The organism is Williamsia sp. 1138 (assembly GCF_002095435.2).
Classification (GTDB): domain Bacteria; phylum Actinomycetota; class Actinomycetes; order Mycobacteriales; family Mycobacteriaceae; genus Williamsia.
In genome coordinates, this window is record NZ_MJEJ02000027.1 from 16,213 (window position 1) to 38,748 (window position 22,536).

Annotated in this window: 16 protein-coding genes; 10 read left to right on the forward strand and 6 right to left on the reverse strand. The window is 67.3% G+C overall.

Features of this window, described 5'->3' with window-relative positions; translation table 11 throughout:
* The first annotated feature begins 58 nt into the window (after positions 1-58).
* Genes BH683_RS03935 through BH683_RS03945 form a run of 3 tightly spaced genes read left to right on the forward strand, consistent with a single transcriptional unit; the run spans position 59 to position 2,554 of the window.
* Complete coding sequence (locus tag BH683_RS03935; protein ID WP_084834970.1) at positions 59-1,621, forward strand: HNH endonuclease signature motif containing protein; 1,563 nt, start codon at positions 59-61, stop codon at positions 1,619-1,621.
* A 32-nt stretch (positions 1,622-1,653) separates the two neighbouring features.
* The gene (locus tag BH683_RS03940; protein ID WP_246833179.1) at positions 1,654-2,079 is read left to right on the forward strand and encodes an AraC family transcriptional regulator; all 426 of its coding nucleotides are present in this window, start codon (positions 1,654-1,656) and stop codon (positions 2,077-2,079) included.
* Positions 2,080-2,089: 10 nt separating this feature from the next.
* A complete protein-coding gene (locus BH683_RS03945; RefSeq protein WP_084835008.1) occupies positions 2,090-2,554 on the forward strand; it encodes a VOC family protein in 465 nt (154 codons plus the stop codon).
* Between the two features lie 5 nt (positions 2,555-2,559).
* Here BH683_RS03945 and BH683_RS03950 read toward each other — a convergent pair whose 3' ends face one another.
* The 3 genes from BH683_RS03950 to BH683_RS03960 all read right to left on the reverse strand — a co-directional run bounded on the left by BH683_RS03950 (position 2,560) and on the right by BH683_RS03960 (position 7,154).
* Positions 2,560-4,770 (reverse strand): acyltransferase family protein, encoded by a 2,211-nt coding sequence (locus tag BH683_RS03950; protein WP_084834971.1) that lies wholly within the window; start codon positions 4,768-4,770, stop codon positions 2,560-2,562.
* Positions 4,674-6,830: an acyltransferase family protein gene (locus BH683_RS03955; protein WP_246833181.1), complete on the reverse strand. Its 2,157-nt coding sequence runs from the start codon at positions 6,828-6,830 to the stop codon at positions 4,674-4,676. The genes BH683_RS03950 and BH683_RS03955 overlap by 97 nt, the downstream gene beginning before the upstream one ends.
* Positions 6,831-6,893: 63 nt before the next feature.
* The gene (locus BH683_RS03960; protein WP_084834973.1) at positions 6,894-7,154 is read right to left on the reverse strand and encodes a helix-turn-helix transcriptional regulator; all 261 of its coding nucleotides are present in this window, start codon (positions 7,152-7,154) and stop codon (positions 6,894-6,896) included.
* Positions 7,155-7,205: 51 nt separating this feature from the next.
* On the opposite strand from BH683_RS03960, the gene map reads away from it, so the two are divergent.
* The 3 genes from map to BH683_RS03975 all read left to right on the forward strand — a co-directional run bounded on the left by map (position 7,206) and on the right by BH683_RS03975 (position 10,239).
* Positions 7,206-7,973 carry a type I methionyl aminopeptidase gene (gene map / locus BH683_RS03965; RefSeq protein WP_084835010.1) on the forward strand — a complete coding sequence of 256 codons (768 nt, stop codon included), beginning with the start codon at positions 7,206-7,208 and terminating at the stop codon, positions 7,971-7,973.
* A 43-nt stretch (positions 7,974-8,016) separates the two neighbouring features.
* Positions 8,017-8,970 carry an alpha/beta hydrolase gene (locus BH683_RS03970; RefSeq protein WP_094647235.1) on the forward strand — a complete coding sequence of 318 codons (954 nt, stop codon included), beginning with the start codon at positions 8,017-8,019 and terminating at the stop codon, positions 8,968-8,970.
* A gap of 462 nt (positions 8,971-9,432) precedes the next feature.
* Positions 9,433-10,239 carry a hypothetical protein gene (locus BH683_RS03975; RefSeq protein ID WP_143695969.1) on the forward strand — a complete coding sequence of 269 codons (807 nt, stop codon included), beginning with the start codon at positions 9,433-9,435 and terminating at the stop codon, positions 10,237-10,239.
* A gap of 30 nt (positions 10,240-10,269) precedes the next feature.
* Here the strand turns inward: BH683_RS03975 and BH683_RS03980 are convergent, their stop codons facing one another.
* The gene (locus BH683_RS03980) at positions 10,270-12,726 is read right to left on the reverse strand and encodes a LuxR C-terminal-related transcriptional regulator (protein ID WP_143695970.1); all 2,457 of its coding nucleotides are present in this window, start codon (positions 12,724-12,726) and stop codon (positions 10,270-10,272) included.
* 11 nt (positions 12,727-12,737) lie between these two features.
* Positions 12,738-14,489: an Hsp70 family protein gene (locus BH683_RS03985; protein ID WP_084834976.1), complete on the reverse strand. Its 1,752-nt coding sequence runs from the start codon at positions 14,487-14,489 to the stop codon at positions 12,738-12,740.
* 308 nt (positions 14,490-14,797) lie between these two features.
* On the opposite strand from BH683_RS03985, the gene BH683_RS29130 reads away from it, so the two are divergent.
* The 4 genes from BH683_RS29130 (at position 14,798) to BH683_RS04005 (ending at position 21,837) form a co-directional block, all read left to right on the forward strand.
* Entirely contained in the window at positions 14,798-17,749 is a 2,952-nt protein-coding gene (locus tag BH683_RS29130; RefSeq protein ID WP_084834977.1) for an IniB N-terminal domain-containing protein, read from the forward strand.
* Between the two features lie 235 nt (positions 17,750-17,984).
* On the forward strand, positions 17,985-19,763 hold the full coding sequence (locus BH683_RS03995; RefSeq protein ID WP_246833182.1) for a dynamin family protein: 1,779 nt from the start codon (positions 17,985-17,987) through the stop codon (positions 19,761-19,763).
* Positions 19,764-19,813: 50 nt separating this feature from the next.
* Positions 19,814-21,229 carry a dynamin family protein gene (locus BH683_RS04000; protein WP_246833183.1) on the forward strand — a complete coding sequence of 472 codons (1,416 nt, stop codon included), beginning with the start codon at positions 19,814-19,816 and terminating at the stop codon, positions 21,227-21,229.
* A complete protein-coding gene (locus BH683_RS04005) occupies positions 21,226-21,837 on the forward strand; it encodes a hypothetical protein (RefSeq protein WP_084834980.1) in 612 nt (203 codons plus the stop codon). Before BH683_RS04000 ends, BH683_RS04005 begins: the two co-directional genes overlap by 4 nt.
* Here BH683_RS04005 and BH683_RS04010 read toward each other — a convergent pair whose 3' ends face one another.
* The gene (locus tag BH683_RS04010; protein ID WP_084834981.1) at positions 21,838-22,398 is read right to left on the reverse strand and encodes a hypothetical protein; all 561 of its coding nucleotides are present in this window, start codon (positions 22,396-22,398) and stop codon (positions 21,838-21,840) included. It lies immediately after the preceding gene.
* Between the last annotated feature and the right edge of the window lie 138 nt (positions 22,399-22,536).

Genomic DNA, 22,536 nt, shown 5'->3' on the forward strand with positions numbered 1-22,536 from the left:
ATCAGCTGGTCGATTCTGGCGTCGCCTGATTGTCGGAGGGTGCTGATACAAATATTTCATGAGCACGGGCATGGCTGATCTGATCGACCGCATCGAGGGCATGGCTCTCGACGCGTCGGAGATCGTTGCTGTCCGCGAGGTGTTGTCGCGCAGATTGATCGACGCCCCATTGGCAATGATGTCGGACAAAGAAGCCGTGGAGTTGACGCAGGCCGTCGAGACGCAGACCCGCCGTGACGAGGCCGTCAAAATACGGCTGTCGGCCGAGCTGACGGAGCGCAGAGTTGCTGCCAAGCTAGGACACAAGCACAACAACTTCCTGCGACTGGTGCTACGCATTTCAGCTGCACAGGCGTCCGCCCGGTCGAAAAGAGCAGAGCGAACAGGGATCTGGCACAGCATCACCGGTGAAGTGACCGAACCGAGGTACCCCCACACCGCCAAAGCCCTGCGGGACGGAGCTATTGGCCTCGCGCACGAGAAGGTCATCTTCGAGACGATGACCGCGCTGCCGGCGAGCATTCGCAGCGATCTCGGGTTGTGGGCGAAGGGCGAGAAGTCGATGGCCGATGCTGCCCGGACCATGGACCCTGACGAGCTGAAAAAGGTCGGACTGCACCTCCACGCGTATCTGAATCCCGACGGAACGTTCGACGACATCGACCGCAAGCAGAAGCGAGAACTGAACACCTCCAAGCAGGGTGCCGATCACATGGCGGGGATCAAGGGCAACCTTGATCCGGCGACGAAGGCGTTGTGGGACATGGTCGCTGAGAAATGGGCGGCGAAAGGCATGAACAATCCGGAGGACCCGCAGTCGCCGAGGGGAAATGTCGACAAGGCCGACCCGCAAGCCATCAAGGAAGCTGCAGCGCGCGACAGTCGCAGTCAGGGGCAACGCAACCACGATGCGTTCCGCCGGTTGCTGGAAATGGTTGTCGGACAGGGCAAACTCGGTCAGCACCGCGGACTGCCGGCCCGGGTCATCGTGACCATGACCCTCGAGCAACTCGAATCCGAGGTCGGCTTGGCGACCACTGCGTCCGGCGGAGTGATTCCGGTCCGCGATGCGCTCGCTCTGGCTGGGGCGACGCGCAAGTTTCTGGCGTTGCTCGACAACAAGCATCGCCCGTTGTTCCTGGGCCGCCAAGCGCGGCTGGCATCAGCCGATCAGCGACTGGCGCTGATCGCCGCCGACCGTGGGTGCTGCCGCCCGGGATGCGACAAACCGGCCACCCGCACTGCGGTTCATCACCTCACCGAATGGTCCAAAGGCGGCCGCACCGACATCACGGCGTTGGCACTGGTCTGCGACGGCGACCACGGACAAGTTCACGACGGCGCGAACGGCTGGCTCACCGAGATCATCACCAACCGCACCGGACCACCGGGTTGGCAAGGCCGGATCGGATGGCGCCAACGCGGCACAGCTGATCCACCGCGTCCCAACAACACACACTTCTCGGAGCTGTTCTTCACGCATCCGGAGATGTGGAATCCCGACGGCGAAGACGACGTCGCATGGTTCAAAGAACGCGCGCGCGAGGCGTTCGGAGCACCACGGTCGGAACCACCCATTCGCACCGTCGATTACGGATGGCGAAGGCCGGTGGCTGCCTGAAAAAGGCGGTCGACGAGCAATAGACTCACCCCATGGCGATGAGCCCTGCGGAAGATCAAAACCGGCGGTTGCTCCGTGCCCGCGACACGATGGACCGCGACTACGCGCAGGAACTCGATGTCCCGAAACTGGCCGCCATCGCGTACATGTCACCGGCGCACTTCACGAGGACGTTCCGCGCCACCTTCGGGGAGACCCCCCATCGTCATCTGCAGCGGCGTCGGATCGAGCGTGCAATGGCGTTGCTGCGGGGGTCTCACACATCGGTCACCGACGTGGCGCGCCTGGTCGGCTTCGAGAGCCTCGGAACCTTCAGCCGCACATTTCGTGCGGTCACCGGTAGTTCACCCAGCGAGTTCCGGCGCGGGGCCGATGCCATGAACGTGCCGGTGTGCTTTGTGAAGAGCTGGTCGAAACCGAGCAGTTTCGGAGAAGCCGCAGCTGTTCATGGCGGCTAGCGTCATGCGCATGTTCAACAAGATCACCATTCACTCCATCCATGTACTCGATCAGGACGAAGCGCTGGACTTCTACGTGGGCAAACTCGGATTCGAGGTCGCAGACGACGTCGACATGGGCTTCATGCGCTGGCTCACCATCGTTTTGCCGTCCGATCCGGAACGACACATCCTCCTCGAGGTGCCGGGCCCGCCGGCGTTGACGGAAGAAGTGGCCGCCCAGGTCCGTGAGCTCCTCACCAAAGGCGCGCTGGGGCTCGCGGCAATCCTCACCACCGATGACTGCCGCAAGACCTACGAGGAACTGTCGGCACAGGGGGTCGAGTTCACCGAAGAGCCGGTCGAGCAGCCGTACGGGATCGACTGCGCACTGAGAGATCCCTTCGGCAACCACATTCGGATCACGCAGCCCGCGACAGGTCCGGTCGAGATCACCGACGCCGACAAGGCCAGGTGGGCGGGCGAGAACGCCTGACGCCGTCACCACCATTCGGACAACGCGTCACGCATGCTTTCGTCCAGCGCGGGCACGAGCGTGCGCATGAAGCTGGTCGTCAGGTGGTGGAAGTCGTGCCACACCAGCACGTTCCCGACGATTGCGGGGCAAGTTGTGTCGTCGCACATGGCGTCTGTGAAATCGAGGAAGGTCATGTTCGGGAAGTCGGCTGTCACTTCCGCTGTGGGGTCGGCCGGGGACAGCGCGTGCTCTCTGTCGACACCGCACTCGGCCGCGGACCGACCTTCCGCGAGGCACTCCGGCGGGGTGAGCGTCGGCCCGAGGGCCCACGGGGTGTCACGCACCGCGATGACCTGCTGGCCGCGGTCGCGGAACTCGGCGAAGATCTCGAGGTAGTCGCCGGGGATGTGGTCGCCGGACCCGTCTCCCTCGGTCGGTCGGGTGCTCGTGGTGAAGACGACGTCCGGCCGATTGATGGACAAGCGGTCCATCACGTCCCGCGACCACACGTTGCACTCCGGATACGGGGTACCGATGGGCGCCAGGATCGTGGTGGTGATCAGTGGGCAGCCGGCCTTCAGATAGGTGTTGACCTGGAAGTCGCGGTCGCGTCCGATCTCGTCGAGTGCGGTCAACCAATGCTCGGAATGCGATCCGCCGACCAGTGCGACGGTCCGCGCCGCTCCGGGAGTGCCGTAGACACCGACGCGCACCAGCGGATCGTCGAAACCCGATACATATCCCTGCTGCGACGAGATCGGCCAGTCATCCTTGACCGCAAGCGGATCGGGCTGAGGATCCACCAGCGGCACAGGTGCATCCGCCCAGAACGCCCGGGCGCCGGGGTAGAGCTCGGGGTCCAGCGCTGCGGCATCGACCCTGATCTGCTGACCTTGGGAGCGCCAGTCGCTGACGACCCAGCCCGCGCTGACAGAGGTCGCGAGGAGGAGGCACGTCATAACGGCTGCGTACGTCGGCACGAACCGGCGCGTCCGGTGCTCGGCCCGTCGACCGGACCGCAGCGGAATCTCGACGAATCGCGTTGTCAGGTACGCGAGTACTACCGACACCGCGATGATGGCCGCGCCTTCGAGGAAGGTCACGTCTCGCTGGTAACGCCAGGCGAGATAGAAGATCAGGAGCGGCCAGTGCCAGAGATAGAGCGCGTAAGCGATCGAGCCGAGCCAGACCGCCCATGGGTGTGCCAGCCAGGAACTCGCAATGGATGGGCCCACGTCTGAGGTCGCCGTACGCGTTGACCCGACCCAGATCAACACCAGGGCGGCGCCGACCGGCACCAGTGCCATCGCGGACGGAAACTGCTCCACTCCGGCGATCCACCACCCACTGGTCACGATGACGGCCAACGCCGCCACGCTCAACGCGGTCCGCAACCATTGCGCCATCGCGAACCGCGGCATCCACAGCGCGAGCAACCCGCCGGCCAGCGGTTCCCATGCGCGGGCAACTGTGTCGTAGTAGTTGAACGGCTGATCGACGCCGTGGCGGTGGACCGCCCAGGCGAATGACGTCACCGCGGCGGTGCCGAGTACCGCAGCGAGCACACCGCGGATCACCGCCGGATTGCGGAACGCCCTAGCTGTGGTGCCGAGCGCTTTCAAAAGTCCGCCGACCAGCAGCAGCGCGACGAGCGTTGCGACGAAGAACTGACCCTGCACTGACATCGACCACAGGTGCTGCATGGGACTGTTCGCAGAATCAGCTGCCGCGTAATCCTGAGATTCGAGCGCCAGATGCCAGTTCTGGTAGTACAGCGCGGACGCAATCATCTCGCCGCTCAACGATTCCCACCGAGCACGCGGCAGTATCAGCAACGTCAATGCGACGATGGCCGCCAGCACGACGAGCAACGCCGGCACCAGTCGTCGAGCAAGGCGCCACAGGCGGGCGAACGGATTGATCGCCGACATCCATGAGGCGTCAGGGCGGCTGGTCGCGATCACGTGCTTGCACAGTGATGCGACGAAAAAGTATCCGGACAACGTCAAGAAGACATCGACGCCGCCGGAGACGCGATCGAACCAGACGTGGAACACGACCACCAGGGTGATGGCCAGGCCGCGCAGGCCGTCCAGATCGGTCCGGTAGGTGTTGCCCGGAGCGGCGTGTGAGGCGATCACCACCAGCCGGGCAACGCCTTCTGCAGATCCACGGTCAGTGCCGGGATCAAGCTGCGGACGAACGTGGCGGTCAGGTGGTGAAAGTCGTGCCATAGCAGGATGTTGCCCACCACGGCGGGGCAATACGTGGCGTCGCACATGGCGTCGGTGTAGTCGAGGAAGGACATGTTCGGGAAGTCGGGAGCGATGGCGAGGGCCGGGTCGGTGGGCGCCATCACCAACGACCTCTCGACGCCGCACACCGAAGGCTTCTTACCCAGGGCCAAGCATTCCGGTGGGCTCTCTTGCCCCACCGACCACGGGTTGTCTCGCACTGCAACGACTTTCTGGCCGCGGTCACGGAACTCACTGAAGACGTCGATGTAGTCCTTGGGCACGAAGTCGCCGGTGATCTGGCCTTCGACCGGGCGAGTGCTGTTGGTGAACACCACATCCGGCTTGTCGACGGCGAGGCGTGCCATCACGTCGCGTGACCACTCGTTGCATTGGTAGTACTTCTGGCCGAACCAGGTGAAGACGTGCTCCGTCGTCAATGGGCATCCGACCTTCAGGTACGTCGTGACCTTGAATCCTTGGGCCTTGCCGATCGCGTCGAGCGCGGTGATCCAGTACTCGGCGTGCGATCCACCGACCAGCGCGACCGTTCGGGTGGCGGCCGGGTCGCCGTAGACCCCTACCTTGATCGAGCCGTCCTTCCAGCCGGAGATCACCGAGTCGTAGGACGTGATGGGCCAATCCTTGTCCACCACCTGCGGACTCGGTTCTGCTTCCACACGCGGAACCGGGGCGTTGTCGAGGAACGCGCGGGCCCCGGGGTACAGGCGCGGATCGAGGTTTTCGGTGTCGACGGTCAGGTTCTTGACATGGTCGTTCCAGCGCCAGATCCCGACGCCGGTGACCGCGGTCATGACCACCAGGATCGAGGTGAGCACCGTTGCGTAGCTGAGCCACCGGGGGCTTCGGCCCGTCTTCTCGGCTGCTGCGATGGACGTCGACCTACCCGCTCGCAGCGGCGACTCGATGTATTTGGCCGTCGCCCAGGCCAGCACCAGCGAGACGGCGATGATGCCGGCGCCCTCGATGACGTTGGCGCGATCCTTGTACTGCCAGGTCAGGTAGAAGATGAGCAGCGGCCAGTGCCACAGGTACAGCGCGTAGGCGATGGAGCCGAGCCAGACGATAGACGGATGTGCGAGCCAAGAACTCACGGCGCCGGGCGCTGCAGCATCTCCGGGCGCGGTCTGGCGCGATCCGCTCCAGATCAGCAGGAGCGTCGCACCGACCGGTACGAGCGCCATCGTCGACGGATACTGCTGCACGCCGACGATCCACCAACCACAGCTGATGATCAGCCCGAGGGCGATGAGGCCGAGTACGTTGCGCATCCATTGCGGCATCCGGACGCGCGGCATCCATACCGCGAGCAGACCGCCGACGATGGGTTCCCAGGTTCGGGCGATGGTGTCGTAGTAGTTGAAGGGCTGATTGATGCCGTGTCGGTAGTGCGCCCAGGCGAACGACACCGCAGCAACGGCGAGCAGCGCCGCGAAGACGATGCCGCGGATCACCGGCGGTTTGCGGAAGGCCGCGAACCGCATCGCCAGCAGTTTCAGGATCCCGCCGAGCGCGAAGGCGGCGAGCATGGTGACGACGAAGAACTGGCCCTGGACGGACATCGACCAGAGGTGCTGCATCGGGCTGTTCGCCGAGTCGGCGGCGGCGTAGTCCTGCGACGCCAGAGCGAGATGCCAGTTCTGGTAGTACAGCGCCGAAGCGATGGCCTCGTTGCCCAGCGGTGACCAACGCGTCCGCGGCATCAGGATCAGGCACATCACGACGATGAACAACAGGACGGTCAGCAGCGCGGGCAGCAGTCGCCGGGCCAGTCGCCACAGACGAGGCCCGGGGTTGAGGGCCTCCATCCAGTTCTCGGTGCTCGGATTGGTGGCCAACACGTGCTTGAGCAGCGACGCCACGAAGAAATAGCCCGACAGGGTCAGGAAGACATCGACACCGCCGGAAACCCTGCCGAACCAGATGTGGAAGACCGCCACCAGCGTGATCGCGATACCGCGCAAGCCGTCGAGGTCCAGGCGATATTCGCTACCCGAGGAGCGTTTGAGAGGGCTGGACTCGACGGAGGGGTCGATCACGGGCGCACTCACCGGTCAAATTGTTCCAGATGAAGCTGTGGATTCAGCAGTCGACGCACGCGTTTATGAGGCAGATCTCTGTGGTTCCGCCAGGGCGACGGCCAGCTGATCCATCGACAACGACAGTTCGTCGGCCAAGGCGGCGATGGTGAAGAAAGCCGGCGTCGGGATGCGTCCGGTCTCGATCTTGCGCAGGGTCTCGACCGAGATACCGGCTGCGACCGCCACCTGCCCCATGCTGCGATCGCCGCGCGCTGCGCGCAAGACTGCGCCGAGCCGGCGGCCCCGGTCGACTTCGCCGGGGGTGAGGGGTACGCGAACCATGGCCCGTATAGTAATACCGGTATTTTAATTGGCGCAAAGGACGGTGTGGGCGTGGTCGACCTCAGGACTCCCGGCGAGATCGAGATGATGCGTGAGGCGGGTGGTGTCGTCGCCCGGGCACTCGCCGCGGTGAAGGGTGCCGCCGTCGTCGGAACGACCCTCAAGGAACTCGACGAGGTCGCTGCTGCGGTCATCTCCGGTGCCGGTGCCGAGCCGGTGTTCTTGAACTACCACCCGAAGTGGGCGCCGACCCCGTTTGCCGGGGTCATCTGCGCCAGCGTCAATGACGCTGTGGTGCACGGGATACCTGACGGGCGGGTGATCGGAGACGGCGATCTGGTGAGCATCGACTGCGGTGCACTGCTCGACGGGTGGTGCGGCGACGCCGCGATCAGCTTTGTCGTCGGAGAGGCGGACCAAGCCGATCTCGACCTCATCGCCGCGACCGACGCCGCCTTGATGCGGGGTATCGAGGCCGCGCAGCCCGGCGCCAAGATGGGCGACATCGGGCACGCGATCGCCGGTCCCGCTCGGCTCGCGGGCTACGGACTCCTCGAGGATCATGGAGGACACGGCATCGGACGCACCATGCACGAGGCCCCACACGTTCCGAACGAGGGTCGCGCCGGGCGGGGGCTGAAGTTGAAGCCGGGACTCGTGATCGCCATCGAGCCGATGCTGATCGCCGATGGAACGGACCAGTACGTCCACGCCCCGGATGGCTGGGAGCTGCGCAGTGCCTCCGGCGCCCGCGCAGCCCATTCGGAACACACCGTTGCGATCACCGAATCCGGCCCACAGATCTTGACGACCCTCTGAGTCCGCTGCCGTCCACCGTCGCCTGACCGAGAGGACTCCAGTTGTGACCGTTCCGCTGCCGCTGCGAACGCGCGCTTTTGCCGCTCTGCTCAAGAAGGTCGTCAAGGAGCCGACCACCGCTGACGAAATGGTCGCGTTGCGCGCGAAACGAGAGAAGCTTTTGGCGACCGGCGTCGGCCGGTTCATCTTCGGGAACGATTCCGGGAACGTCGACATCGAGAATCTGGTCGTCGACATCGATGGACGTCCGACCCGGCTTCGGGTCCACCGGCCGGTCTCGGCAGTTGGGACACTGCCGGTGGTCGTGAACTATCACGGCGGCGGTTGGTGCCTCGGATCTCCGGAGCAGTCGCGGTGGATGACGACTCGGGTTGCCGAGCAGGCCGGTGCAATTGTGGTGTCGCCGGTCTATCGACTGGCACCGGAGCACCCGTTTCCGGCCGCCGTCGACGACGCCTGGGGAGCCCTGCAATGGATCGCCCGTCACGCGGGCGACATCGGTGGCGACCCCGATCGGATGGCAGTAATGGGCGACAGTGCCGGCGGCAACCTGGCCGCGGTCGTGGCGTTGGCGGCACGCGATGCAGGCGGCCCAGGGCTACGCGGCCAGGTTCTGGTCTATCCGGCGGTCGAGATGTACGAACGGTGGCCTTCGGAAGATGAGCATGCGGACGCCCCGGTCCTCACCTCGTCCGGCATGCGCAGGTTCACCGAGCTGTATCTGGCCGGTGACCACGGCACCGAGGACTGGCGCGCATCCCCGATTCGCGCTGCCTCGCATGAGGATCTACAGCCGGCGCTGATCCTCACGGCGGGTCACGACCCACTGCGCGATCATGGCCAGAAATATCGCGAGGTCCTCCAGGCGGCGGGAGTGCGGACCGAGCTCATCGACTACCCGGACACCGTCCACGGGTTCGCGGCGCTGCCCGGTGTCGCGCCTCCTGCTCGCGCCGCCCTCGGAGACATCGTCGAGTTCCTGAACGGGATCTTCTGACCCCGCTCCGACAGCAATCGCACGATTAGTCCTATGCCGAGGACGCCGGGCCTGTAACTTCTCTTACACTTCAGCAGAGAGGGATATCGCATGGCGCGAGCGGCGAAATCGGCAGGCAGGCACAAGAAGTCGAAGTCGGTTCGCCGACGACAACGCGCGGGGGTCGCAACCGCGGCTGTGATGACCGCAGCAATGGGTGCGAGCGTGACGCTCGGATCGGCGCCGGCGTCGGCGGTGAGCATCTGGCCGTTGGTTGAATGCGAGGCGGGTGAGGCTTCGGAATACTCTTCAGTCAACTGCGAGGGCGCGTCCCCTCCTCTGTTACTTGAAGTCCTCGATCAACTCGGTATTTCGCTACCAGTAACAAGCACTGCGGCAGCTAGGCAACCGCTCCTCTTCGATCCTGGAGCGACCGCCAAGATCTCCGGACCGGGAGTGGCGATAGCGAACTCCCAACTTGGCTTGGGGCATGCGGAAGCCAATGCTTGGGGCGTCGTCAGCGGCGCGGTCGCCATCAAGGTGCCTCAGAATCCCTTCAAGCCGGGCGGATCGGCGACGGCGACATCATTGCCCCTGGGTCTGACGATCGCGGTGTCGGGTGAAGGAACTGCTAAAGCAGTTGCGCTTGGTGGTGTCGCCACCGCCATCGGCGATCTCGGTGGGCTTGTCGAGAACGTCAGTTGTATGGCCCTGTTTGCGCAGGCATCGCATTCCGATGTCGGGTCCTGCACGGGCCTGCTCTTCATCTTTACCGTCTCGCAGGAAAGTGGCGTGCCAGGTTACGTCTTCGCCATCGCTGATCCGACGTCCCTCGAGTTCCTCGACAACCAGGGCTTGATCCCACTCCCCATCCCCAACTTCGCCCGCGACATATTGCGCGTGAAGTTCGGTGGACCGGGAGGTATCTCGTTCGAGAGCGACCTGGTGCCGCCTACCGCGACGTCCACCCTGGCGTCCGCCAGAGTCGCCGCTGCGCCGGAGCCGAGTGTCACGGCAGTCGCGGACGAGTCGGAGCCCGCTGCCGAAGCCGAGCAGACGTACGTCGGCAAGCATCGGGCGGCGGAGCCGGAAGCCGACGTGGAAGAGGAACCGGCCGAGGCGATCTGGACTGCGCCGGAGGACGTCAAGGACACAGCACCCGAGTTCGAGCCGGAAGCTGAACCTGCGGCAGCGGCCACCACGGAGGAGCCTGACACCGCCGAAAAGCCTGACACCACATCGTCGATGCCTACCTCGACCCCGCCGGCAGCAGAGGTCTCGGCTGACTGACATCGAACGGCGTTCGGCCGATGCTGTCGACTACTCCGGCCCGGCCGGGCCGTAACCGGCGGCTCGGAGCATGGAGAGCATCTCGGACCGCGATCCTGCTCCGATTCGGCGCCTGATCCGTGCCACATGGTGCTCGACGGTCTTCGCCGAGATGTACAGCGCCGCACCGATCTCGCGATAGGTGTGGCCGAGGAGCAGGTGTCGTGCGACCTCCGCTTCGCGTTCGGAAAGCTGACTGACGGTGGTCTGATCTGTCGGCCCCGACGCGGGCGCCGGGGCGCCTGGGCCGGAGGACCCCGACACCAGACGAGCGACCTGCAAGAGTGTCGTGGCCGACTGGGTGTCCTCGACCCGGAGGGCCGCCTCGCCCGCCAGACGGGCTGCGTCCCAGGACAATCCGGCGGTCTCGAGCTTGCGGGCGGCCGATTCGACCTCGGCGACGTCGGGGTTGCCCTGCATCACCCGCAGCCACGCCCGGCCGGCGTCGGCGAGCGCCGCGGCAAAAGCGTCATCGCCTGCTGCCTGACCGAGCATGCGGGCGTATGGAACCAGGGCAGCCGGATCGTCGGACAGGATCGCAGCCTGCACTCCGTACCAGCTCCACGATGTCGCCCACGCCGGCGGTGAACCCAGTTCGCCGAGTAGCCGATCGGCGTCGTCGACGAGATGAGTGAGCCGGGCGGTCTCGCCCAACCGCACCGCAGTGAGCCAGAGTTCCCCGACCGGTAAGAGATTGAAGAGGTCGACCTCCATCTCCGCGACAACGGGTGCAGCATCTCTCCAGGCGTTGAGCAGGCCGCCGGCGTCGCCGCGGCGCCGGGCGATGGCCACGGCGAGGGCACGCGCCACCACGAGGTCGCGGAACTGCTTCGGCTCGCAGGATCGGACGGCCTCGGCGGCGGCGTCGAGATCCCCACCGAGCATCAGCGTCCAGCCGAACAGCAGCTTTTCGCGGGTGACAGTCGAGGTGGCAGATCGGGCTAGCGCAGATCGGGTGTGCGCAGATCGGGCACCGACGAGGTCGCCGCCGTGCAGCGCGAGCAGGGCCGCGATCGCGGTGGCCGACTCCGGCTCCGCCCGGTCGTGTGGGCGGGACAGGGAAGCAGACCTGAGCACGCTGCCGATCGCGGCGGCGCGTGAGGTGGTCAACGAGGTCACCAGTCCGGTGGACAACAGCAGGGCCCGGGAGTTCTCGGTGGTCGGGGGCGCGCCGGCCGCCGCGGCAGTGAATTCTTCGGCCCCGGCCCGGTCGCCGGTGGCGATGAGGGCCAGAACCCCGAGTGGGGCGTCGCCGCCCGCGTGCTCGGGCCCGAGCCAGCGATACAGAGCCGCGCACCTGGAGTAGCTGCCGCGCCTCGCGGCCACCGACGCCGCGATACGCACGGCGTCACGTCGCGCGGCAGGGGAGCCGTCCGCGAGGACCGTGTCGACGAGAGCGGTTGCGGCGTCGAGGTCACCGGCCTGCACGGCGGCATCGGCGAGGGGGAGATGGGCGACGCCGGGGTCGGCGCCGGCGGCGAGCGCCGCAGTCCAGAGAGTGACGGCTCGAGGTGCGGGTGCGAGTGCCGCGGCGTCCGAGAGCATCTGCGCGAGGGCAGGTGTGGTGATACCCGAGTGCGCGGCGGTGATCGCGGTGTCTTCGCGCAGCACTCCGTGGGCGAGCAATACGTCCACCAGCGCCCGGTGGATCGAGGCCACGACGTGATCGCCCCGCACCACTCGCAGCGTCGTGGCCGCCGATGTGAGCAACACGTCTGTGGCACCGAGGAATCCGCTGCCACGCGCTCGATCCAAAGCGCTGCACGCGCTCTCGTCGTCGATCCCGAGGGTCTCGGCGATCGTGTTCGGGTCCGGCGTCGGGTGGAGACCGGCAATGGTGAGCACGTCCAAGGTGGTCGGATCCAGCTCCATCAACCGTCGCTGCTGCCACTGGGAGATGGCCTCGTGGGCCAACGCTTCGGGCTCTCGCGAACCGTCCGCGGCCGAGCGGGCGGCAACCAGGGCAGCATTCACCGCGGCACGGATGCCGCCGCTCTCGACCCGGATCGACTCGGCGACAACAGGGGAGATGATCCCGCCGGCGCGCGCGACGATCTCCGCACGAGACAAAGGGGTGAGGGTGAATGCGGAACCGAACGCGCCGATACTGCGGCGTAGGTCTTTCACCGCCGGGTCGTGGAAGCGTGGTTCGGAGGCGACGATCACGGTCGCTTGCGGAGACTCGGCGTATCGGGCTATCCGGCTCAGGGTCTCGGGGTCGTGGCTGTGTGCGTCATCGAGGATGATCGCGGCTTTGGACTTGTCGGGTGTCGACGACACCGTGGTCCCGGCTCGGTTCAAGACCGATCGACACGACTCGAGCAGCTCGGTTTTTCCGCTACCGGATACCCCGGTAACGAAGGCGACGGTCGGTTCACCGGCTTGCAGCCGCGCCAGCAACGCCTGCGGCGACGACGCGGAACGGAGCCCGGCCGATGACACAGGCATTCCTGCGGTCGTCACCCGAGGACGCCGCCGAGCAGTCCGCCGACACCGTTGCCGACTCCACCGACGACACCGCCGACACCGTCGCCGACTCCACCGACCACGCCACCGACGCCGTTGCCGACATCTGCGGGTGTCCCGCCGCCCCCACTGCCGCCGGTGTCGCCACCGGTGGACTCACCGCCGCCTGAAGTGTCCCCGCCGCCGGTGCCACCGCCCGACGTGTCCCCACCCGAGGTGCCACCACCTCCGGGTTGCGCGGGGGCAGGTGTGCCCGCAGCCGGTGCGTTCGGAGCAGGTGCGGCGCCCGTCTGACCCGCTACTGGTGGTGCTCCTCCTGCGGTGGTCGCCGTCGCACCCGATGTGCTCCGGGTGCCGGGTTGGCCGGGGGTCGAACTGGTACCGGCGGTGCCGTCGGGGTTACGCGCAGCAGATCCTGGAGCGCCGGCGGTGGTCGAGGGGGCCGACGAACTCTTTGCCGGGGCCGTGGACTCAGAGGAACCGGCCGTCGGCTTGTTGTCGTCGGTCAACGCGGTGCCGACCGAGAGGCCGCCCGCGGTCAAGAGAGCGATGGCGGCGGCAACTCCGACGACGACGGCGATCCGTTTGGGGCGCGACATGGTCTTTGGCTCGGCGACAAGGGTTCTCGGGGCCGGGGTGATCGCCCGGGACGCTGACGGGACAATCTCCGCCGACGCGGCGGCCGGTGCGGCGAGTGCGATCTCTGCTTGCGCGGCAACGATATTCGCCGCGGCGATGGTCGCCGCACCCGTGGCGGAGGTGATGGTGGGATCCGCGTTGACGGCCACCGGTAGCCGCAACGTCGAGGACACCAATTCGCTCACCAGCGGTGTGGCCGAACCGCCACCGATCAGCACGATGGTCGATACCCGGGCCAAGTCGGTCTCCGCCAGATGCAGGGCCTCGCCGATCAGCGACATCGAGGAGGTCAGTGGTCCGCGGAGCAATTCTTCGAGTTCCGAACGCACCAGGCGGGCCTCGGTGCGCAGCCCGGGCAGGTCGATCGAGATCACTGTCTCGGTGTCGACCGACAGTGCCTCTCGCGCAGCCGCGCAGCGGGCGCGGAGTTCGGTCAATGCGGTGACCGTCGCGGGATCGAATGGATCGATTGCGTCCGTGGCACCGACCGAGGCGAGCACGTGGCCCAGAACCAGATGGTCGAACTGTGCGCCGCTCACCTCCTCCGAACGCAGTGGCCGTCCCAGGATCCGCGAGTCCGGTCCACCGGTCACGACGGCGACGTCGAGAGCAGAACCGCCCAGGTCGTAGACCACCTGGACGCCGTCCACGGGGCCGCGCCGCGACTCGAGTGCGGCGACGGCCGCGACAGCTTCGGCTACCACGGTCACCGGGGGAAGGGCCTGGTCGTCGGCGGCCGACCGGAGCGCCTCGATGGCGTGCGCCTGCCAATCGTTGGGGATGGCCACCACGATCTGGTCGGCGTTCCAGCGATCGGCCTCCGCGGCCAGAGCGCTCATCGCTGCGGCGTAGAGGTCTTGACCGGTGTACTGCGTGCCGTCGTCGCCGAGGAGGGCGACCGGATCGCCGACCCGGTCGACGAAGCCGGTGATGCGGTGCGCGCCCGCGGTCTCGACGAGGCTGGGCTCTTGATCGGGCGTGAGGTCGAGATACGGCCCACTGACCACGACGCCACCCACAGGCCCGGCCTCGTCCGCCGGTACCGCGACACACGTGGTGCTTCCGATCTTCAACCCGAGCGCTGTCCCCATCTGCGATGCGGCCATGTCGACGACTCCCTCTGCTGCGAACGTTGCGTATGCGTCGGCGTGCTGTGATGCCGTCTTCCATTGTGTCGCCGCAGGTGAGACCGGTGTTACCCATTCGGGGAATCAGTTCGTCAGGTAGGGGGCAATGCACCGATCCCCGATCCCCCGGCCGCCCCGAATCCCCTAACGCCAAGGCCCCCGATCCCCTATAGGGGGTTCGAAAAGCATGGGGCTTCAACCCGTTGGGCACAGGGCCCGGAGTTCGTAGCGTTTGGGTCACTCACCGCGGATCCGATGCCTGGATCTGCCCGGATACAGGAGATCCCATGGCCAGCAACGCAGTACTCGATTTCATACTCGGGCTCCTCCGCGACGATCAGGCGGCCTCGGCCTACTGCCTCAATCCGCAGGGCGCCCTCGACGCGGCCGGCCTGCCGGACCTCCACCACGCCGACATCGTCGCCGCGGCTCCGTTGGTGGCCGACTCTGCTCTCTTCGACGGTGGCTCCCGGCTCACCCAGATCGTGAACGCCGGCGGCGGTGCGGGCGTGGTCAACGTCGTGAACATCGGCAACATCGGGGCGATCGGCGGCGGTATCGCGGCGGGTGGCCTCGAGTTCGGCAACGTCGATTTCGGCGACCTGGTCTTCGGTGGCATCGACTTCGGAAACCTCGAGTTCGGCAACCTGGGCGGCATCGATCTGGGCGGCATCGATCTGGGTGCCATCGATCTGGGAGCCATCGACCTCGGCTCGCTCGACCTGGGCGCCATCAACTTCGGTGATCTCGACTTCACCGCCCAGTTCGCGGCAATCCTCGCCGCCGGCCTGTCGGCCGCTCTGACCGTCGGCGGCGAGCTCGCGGCCGGCTTCGGTGCGGTACTCGGCGGCGTGATCGAGGCAGCCCTCGAACTCGGTGGTGACCTGACCGGCGTCCTCGACCTCGACGGCGTGCTCGACATCGGCGCCACGGTCGCCGCGATCATCGGCGGCGGACTGGGAGTCACGGCCGGCCTGACCGGACAGCTGGCCGCGACCATCAACGCGGCGCTCGCCGCGGCCGGTGGTCTGGACCTCGATGCGTTGCTCGCCGCCGGCGGCACGATCTCCGCTGCGCTCTCGGGTGCCTTGGTGCTCGGAGGTGACGTGGCTGCGGCGGTCGGGACCACCTTCGGTGCGGTGCTCGGCGCCGGGATCGGCGCGAGCGCCGACCTCGTGGGTGACCTCGCCGGCGCCCTGATCGCCGGAGTCGATGTCGGCGGCGCCATCGGTGCCGTCGTGGGCGGCGCGGTCGGGGTCGGTGCAGACCTCGCCGGCGACTTCGGTGGAACGCTCACCGGTCTCCTCGGCGCCACCGGCGCTCTCGAAGGAGCCCTGGCTGCAGTCCTCGACGCCGACGTCGTCGCAGGCCTGGTCGGCGGATTGACCACCACGCTGCAGACCACCCTCGCCGGTGTCCTGGCGGCAGGCGGTGAGGTCGGTGCCGACCTCGGTCTCGCGGTCGGTGCCCTCCTCGGAGGCGCCGTCGACCTCGATCTCCTTGACCTGGATGCGGTACTCGGTGCCGACGCGACGATCGCCGGGGTGCTCGCGGGCGCCCTTGAACTCGGTGGGGGCGTCACGGCCGGACTGACCGGTGCGCTGACCGCGCTCATCGGTGCCGGCGGCGGCATCGACGTCGACGCCGTCCTCGGTGCCGGCGGCGATCTGGGACTCGCGGTGGGCACGGTGCTCTCAGGGGCGCTCGCGGCCGGTGGCGATCTGGGCGGACTGTTCGGTGTCGCACTGGGCGGAGTCCTCGGCAGCGTTGTGACCGGCGACCTCGGTGCACAACTGACCGGCCTGTTGGCAGGGGACGTGGATCTCGGTCTCGCGCTGGCGACAGTGTTCGACGGCGCTCTCGATCTCGCGGGCGCAGCAGACCTCACCGCAGGCCTCACCGCTGCATTCGGCGGGGCGGTCGCCACCGCACTCGGCGCGGGCGGCCTGCTCGACGTCGATGTCGCCGGGCTGCTGGCCGGCGGGCTGAGTGCTCAGCTCGCCGCCGCTCTGGCCACCACTCTCGCGGCGGGCGGCGACCTCGCCGCAGATTTCGGCGCGTCGCTGAGCGCAGTTCTCGCGGCGACCACCGGACTTGCCGCCGCAACAGATCTTTCCGGGTTGCTGAACCCGGAACTCGGGCTGGGCCTGGCCACCGACCTGGTCGGCGCCCTAGGTGTCGGCGGGGTCCTGGATACCGATCTGGACCTCGCCGGCATCCTCTCCGCAGGCGGTGACGTGGCGGCAACCGTCGGCGCCACCGTGGGAACGACCCTGGGTGGAGTCCTCTCCGGGGAACTCGGCACGCAGCTCCTCGGTGTCCTCGATGGGGGCATCGATCTCGGGACCGGCCTCGGCGTCGTGCTCGAGAGCACGCTCGCACTCGACGGTGGTGTGGCCGCAGGGCTCGGCACGCAGATCGGCGCGGCGCTTGCTGCAGGCGGTGTGGTTGCAGCCGACGTCACCGGATTGCTCGAAACCGAACTCGAGACCGGTCTCGACACCTCGCTCCTCGCGGCCGGTGCGCTCGCCGGAGGCGCCGGCGCCGTGGTCGACGGTGGTCTGGCAGGAACACTCGGTGCGGCCGGCGCACTGGCGACCGGCCTGAACACCGCGGTCGACGGCGGAGTGGGCGGCGGTCTCGCAGCGGCGGGCACCGTCGCAGGCGGACTCGAAACAGGTCTCGGCGCAGCGATCTCCACCGGTGGTGGTGCGATCGCCGGCGGTGACGTGGTCGCAGGCGGATTACTGGACACCGCGCTCGATACCACCGCCGGCCTCGACACCGGCGTGGTCGGTTCGGTCACCGGCGGACTCGCGGGAACCGCGGGAGGTGGATTGGACCTCGGCGGTCTCGGCTCGGGTGGTCTGGACACGGGCCTCGGTGGCGGGGCCACGACCGAACTGCAGGGCGCTCTGGATGATCTCGCCCCTACCGCTGACGTCACCGGCGGACTGGCCGACCCGGCGGCACCTCTCACCGGCACCACCGACATCGCTGCGGACACCGCCGGCGGCCTGACCGGATCGCTGACCGAGACCACCACTGGTGTCGTCGGTGGGAACGCCTGGTCGGACATCGATGCCGACAACACCTTTGGCGCCGGAGGCGGCACCGACACAGGGCTCGACGCAGGTGGCCTGACCGGCAACCTCACCGGAGGTCTGCTCGGCGGCGCGGGAGTCGGCGACACCGACGCCGGCGCGACCGGGACGGTGGACGACGGTATCGACGACTAGTGCTGCGAGCACAGACACGAGGGGTGTAGTTGTCGATAGACTTCCGCGCCATCGGTCCCGATCACGGTGCCTCATCGAGATACTGTGAGCGGGACCGATTGGTGTGTGCCCCGAACCCGGCGGGTGCGGCCAGATCGGGGTTGCTCTCGTTGACGAACAGGTCGGATGCCGGATGAAAAGCGAAGTGGCCACAGCGCCCAAGACCACGGGCGAGCTCGGGGAGCTTCTCGGCCGGATGGGCGCGATCGCGGCCCGGTCGGGCAGGCAGGATCTGGTGGCGCGTCTGGACGGCGCCCGCACCAGGGTCACCGACCCCCGGCTCCGGATCGTCGTCGTCGGACCGCTCAAGCAGGGCAAGAGCCAATTCGTGAACTCGCTGCTCGGCATCGACGTCTGTTCCGTGGGCGATGACGAGACGACGGCCGTCCCGACCTTGGCCGCGCATGCCGCCGAGGCGTCGGCACAACTCGTGCTCGACCGGCCCGGCTCCGAGCCGGAGCGGGTGACGGTGCCGCTCGATCAGATCAACGCGATCACCCCGGACCATCCGCTTGCGGGCGGGTCGACGGTGTTGCGTCTCGAGGTGAACGTGCCGAGTCCGCTGCTCGCGGACGGTCTGGTCCTCGTCGACACGCCGGGCGTAGGAGGGCATGGGAATCCGCACGCGGCAAGCACTCTCGGCCTCCTCCCCGCAGCGGATGCGGTGTTCGTCGTCTCGGACGCCAGCCAGGAGTTCACCGAGCCCGAGGTGGCGTTCCTGAAACAGGTCGTCGGTTTGTGCCCGACCGTGGCGTGCCTGATCACCAAGACCGACCTGTACCCACACTGGCGGGCGATCGTGGAGGCCGATCAGGCGCACCTGCACCGTGAAGGTGTCGACGTTCCGCTGCTCCCTGTGTCCTCGCTGCTGCGCTCGCATGCGTTGCGACTGAAGGACGATGCGCTCAATGCCGAGGCCGGGTTCGTCGAGGTTTATCAGTTCTTGCGCGATCGGGTGGTCGCCAGAGCGGCCGAGTCGACGAAAGCTTCTGTGGCGCTCGATCTACGGTCTGTCTCCGAACATCTCGCGCTGACGTTGGGTAGCGAGCTCGCGGCGTTACGCGATCCGGAGAAGGCGGCCGCGGCGGTCGCCGAACTGCAGCGGGCCAAGGCGACGGCCGACGAGATGAAGAAGCGGACGGCACTGTGGCAGCAGACCCTGTCCGACGGCATCACCGATCTCGCCGCCGACATCGACCACGACCTGCGCGACCGACTGCGGGCCGTCACCCGGGAGGCCGAGGAAGCCGTCGACCAAGGCGACCCCGGGAAGGACTGGGCCCAACTCGGTGAATGGCTCGAAGACCAGATAGCGGTGGTGGTCGGCGACAACTTCGTCTGGGCACACGATCGCGCGATCTGGCTCGCGGAACGGATCGCCGAGCACTTCACCGACTCCGCCGAAGCGCATCTGCCCTCACTCGACATCACCGACATCGACGGTGTCTTCGATACCGTGACCGAACTGTCCGAACTCGAATCGGGGCGCGTCGGGATCACCCAGAAGGTGCTGATCGGGATGCGTGGCTCCTACGGTGGAGTCCTCATGTTCGGGCTCATCGGCACCTTCGCCGGTCTCGCCCTGATCAACCCGATCTCGGTCGGCGCCGGGCTGTTGCTGGGTACCAAGGCCTACAAGGACGACAAGGAAGCCCGGACGATCGATCGGCGGCAGAAGGCCAAGGCCGCGATCCGCAAATTCACCGACGACGTCAGCTTTCAGGTGGGTAAGGAATCCAAGGATCGGCTGCGCCACGTCCACCGCGCGCTGCGCGATCACTTCACCGAGATCGCCGAGCAGTCCGCGCGGTCGATCGGTGACTCGCTGCAGGCCGCACAGGAAGGCGCGGCACTTGCCACGTCCGAGCAGCGACAGCGGACCGCGCAGCTCGAAGGGGAACTCAAAGCGGTTGCAGCGCTACGGAAACTGGCATTGCAATTGCACCCCGCGTCGTCGCAGGGAGAGCAGTCGTGAACCCGAGCACCCTCGATCGTGCCCGGGAACTGATCGATGCCACCGAATCGGTGTGCGCGGGTGATCGCTGGGCTGCCGAGCGACTCGCCGAGTGTTCACACCGGCTCGAGGAGCCGCTGCGGATCGCCATCGCAGGGTCGCTCAAGGCCGGCAAGTCGACGTTGCTCAACGCAATGGTCGGTCAGGACATCGCGCCGACGGACGCAACCGAGTGCACCCGCGTGGTGACCTGGTACCGGCGTGGGATCAATCCCAAGGTCACCGCCCACTACGACGGCGATCGGTCGGCGGGCATCCCGGTACTGCGTCGCGACGGGCACCTCACCTTCGACTTCGGGGAGCTCACGGCCGAACGGGTGGATCGCCTCGACGTCGAATGGCCTGCCCGGGCCCTGCGGACGACCACGATCATCGACACCCCCGGCACGGCGTCGCTCTCGCGTGATGTCTCTGCGCTGACGGTCGACATGCTCACCCCGGACGATGCGGAGTCGGGGGCAGATGCGGTGGTCTACCTGTTGCGGACGCTGACCAACACGGACACCTCGTTCCTGGGCCGGCTCGGGGACTCGATCGGCGGAGAGTCCGGACCTCTCGGGGTGATCGGGGTGGTGTCGCGTGCCGATGAGATCGGAGCCGGGCGGATGGACGCGATGATGTCCGCGAAGCAGGTGGCGGCGCGGTTCGCCACCGAACTCGAGCGCACCGGTCTGTGCCAGGCCGTGGTACCGGTCGCCGGGTTGCTGGCCTTGGGCGCGCGGACGTTGCGTCAGGTGGAGTTCGTCGCCTTCGAGGCGCTCGCGGCCGTGCCGCCGGAGGATCTGCAACTCGCGATGTTGTCGGCAGACAGGTTCGTACGGGCCGAGACGGCGTTACCGGTGGAGCCGCAGTTGCGCGCCGAACTCCTCGATCGGTTCGGAATGTACGGGATTCGGCTGGCGGTCACCCTGATCAGGCTGGGAACCTCCGATTCGCCCACCCTCGCAACGGAACTCGTCGATCGCAGTGGACTGACTGAGCTGCGCCAGATCATCGACGTCCAGTTCGGACAGCGGGCCGATCAGCTGAAGTCGCACACGGCGCTGATCGCCCTCGACCGTATTCTGTCCCACTACGATTCGGCCGACGCCGCTGCGTTGCGACGCGCTACCGCGCACCTGCTCGCCGACACCCACGGGTTCGCCGAACTCCGGTTGCTCGGCAGACTGCGGGCCGAGGAAACCGCGTTGCCGCCCGCCGAACGAGATGATCTGCAGCGGATCATCGGTGGGCAGGGGACCCAACCGTGGGCCCGGCTCGGGATCGCCCCCGACGATCCACTCGAACTGCACCGCACCGCTGCGATGGACGAAGTCCGACGCTGGCGCACACGGGCAGCGCATCCGTTGTTCGACCGGCAGACCGCGGTGGCCTGCACCGTCGCTGCTCGGAGCGCCGAGGGCATTCTCGCGGAACTCGGTTCATGAGCAGGCTGCGTTTCGACGGCGACATCTCCGGTATCGGCACCTCCGGCGGCACCCGGATCGTCATCGGCCACTGGCCGCGCTCGCACCTCGGTGAGTTCGCCGACGCAATGGTCGAGTTCGCCGACGGCGAGCGGCTGTTGATCGCGCCGAGCGAGGACGTTCGCGATTTCGTCACGGCCACCTACAACTTCGACCGCACCGTCATCGCCGAGGTGACCTATCGCTCCGACGGATCCTGGACGCACGTGGTGGCGGGGGAGTTGGCGGTGTCTTTCGAGGTCGGGTCTGCGACCCTGCTCGGCCGGATGCTGTCGGTCATGCCGAGAGCGGTGGTCACCGCGCCGTGGTTCTGCGCGATCAGCGACCCCATCGCCCGCGTCTTCCTCCGTGGTGTCCGGACCCGGGGAACGGCAGGCGGCGGTAGACGCGAGTACTACGGTGCCCGTGGTCAGCGGCGCATCACCAGCGCGACGGCGACGTGGCAGGGGAAGGATCTCGGAGACCTGACGCCGGTGGACCCGCCCGTCCGGTTCGGCTTCGGCTCCACGCCGAAGGCCCCGTCGACGACCCTGATCACGACGACGATCGATCAAGATTCGGGTGCCTGATCAGCGCCGCGGTGGCGCGGCCTTGAGCCATGTCCCGACAGCGGGTGCGTAGAGCAGCGCCGTGCCGATCAGCGCCCCTGCGCTCAGCACCAGGGGAAGAACCGAGATCACCGGTCCGACGACATTTCTGGCGGGCTCGGCCACCAGCCAGAACTGGATGCCGACGGCCGCCGCGAGCACGCCGATCACGGTGAGCATCGTGCGACCCGAACTGATCCGGTCCCGGACCCGGATGACCCCGACCACCGCGACGGCCAGGATCACCAGTGCGGCGACGCCGTTGCCGACCATGATGATCGTGACCGTGTCGTCGATGTCGGATCGCTTGGTCGCGGGATGGTCCGCGGCGAGCGAGTCGCTGATCGCGGCGCGGACGGCAACATGGTTGAAGGCCTGCCAGATGGCCGCGATCGTCAGGGCCGCGAGCGCGACCAGCCAGACGACCGCGCCGGCGTCGACGATGCGCGGTCGTTCGTCGGCGACGGGCTCACGTAGGGGGGCGATCCGGATCTCCGGCCTGCCCGGACGCGGGCGCGAAGGTGGCCGTCCGGGTTCGGTCATAGCGCGATGTTACGCCGGGGAGCCCCCGCCACCCCCGATGATGTGTCGTTGTGGCGAGGTCGACCTGGGCGTTTGTTCGCCAGAAGGACACATCATCGGGAGTGCTGGAGGGTCGATGGCAGAGTTGAGTAGGAGCCA

Excerpts from the sequence above, each read along its gene's own strand:
- BH683_RS03935 (WP_084834970.1), top strand. The coding sequence starts at position 59 with ATGAGCACGGGCATGGCTGATCTGATCGACCGCATCGAGGGCATGGCT.
- BH683_RS03940 (WP_246833179.1), top strand. The coding sequence starts at position 1,654 with ATGGCGATGAGCCCTGCGGAAGATCAAAACCGGCGGTTGCTCCGTGCC.
- BH683_RS03945 (WP_084835008.1), top strand. The coding sequence starts at position 2,090 with ATGTTCAACAAGATCACCATTCACTCCATCCATGTACTCGATCAGGAC.
- BH683_RS03950 (WP_084834971.1), bottom strand. The coding sequence starts at position 4,770 with ATGGCACGACTTTCACCACCTGACCGCCACGTTCGTCCGCAGCTTGAT.
- BH683_RS03960 (WP_084834973.1), bottom strand. The coding sequence starts at position 7,154 with ATGGTTCGCGTACCCCTCACCCCCGGCGAAGTCGACCGGGGCCGCCGG.
- BH683_RS03980 (WP_143695970.1), bottom strand. The coding sequence starts at position 12,726 with ATGCCTGTGTCATCGGCCGGGCTCCGTTCCGCGTCGTCGCCGCAGGCG.
- BH683_RS03985 (WP_084834976.1), bottom strand. The coding sequence starts at position 14,489 with ATGGCCGCATCGCAGATGGGGACAGCGCTCGGGTTGAAGATCGGAAGC.
- BH683_RS29130 (WP_084834977.1), top strand. The coding sequence starts at position 14,798 with ATGGCCAGCAACGCAGTACTCGATTTCATACTCGGGCTCCTCCGCGAC.
- BH683_RS03995 (WP_246833182.1), top strand. The coding sequence starts at position 17,985 with ATGGGCGCGATCGCGGCCCGGTCGGGCAGGCAGGATCTGGTGGCGCGT.
- BH683_RS04005 (WP_084834980.1), top strand. The coding sequence starts at position 21,226 with ATGAGCAGGCTGCGTTTCGACGGCGACATCTCCGGTATCGGCACCTCC.
- BH683_RS04010 (WP_084834981.1), bottom strand. The coding sequence starts at position 22,398 with ATGACCGAACCCGGACGGCCACCTTCGCGCCCGCGTCCGGGCAGGCCG.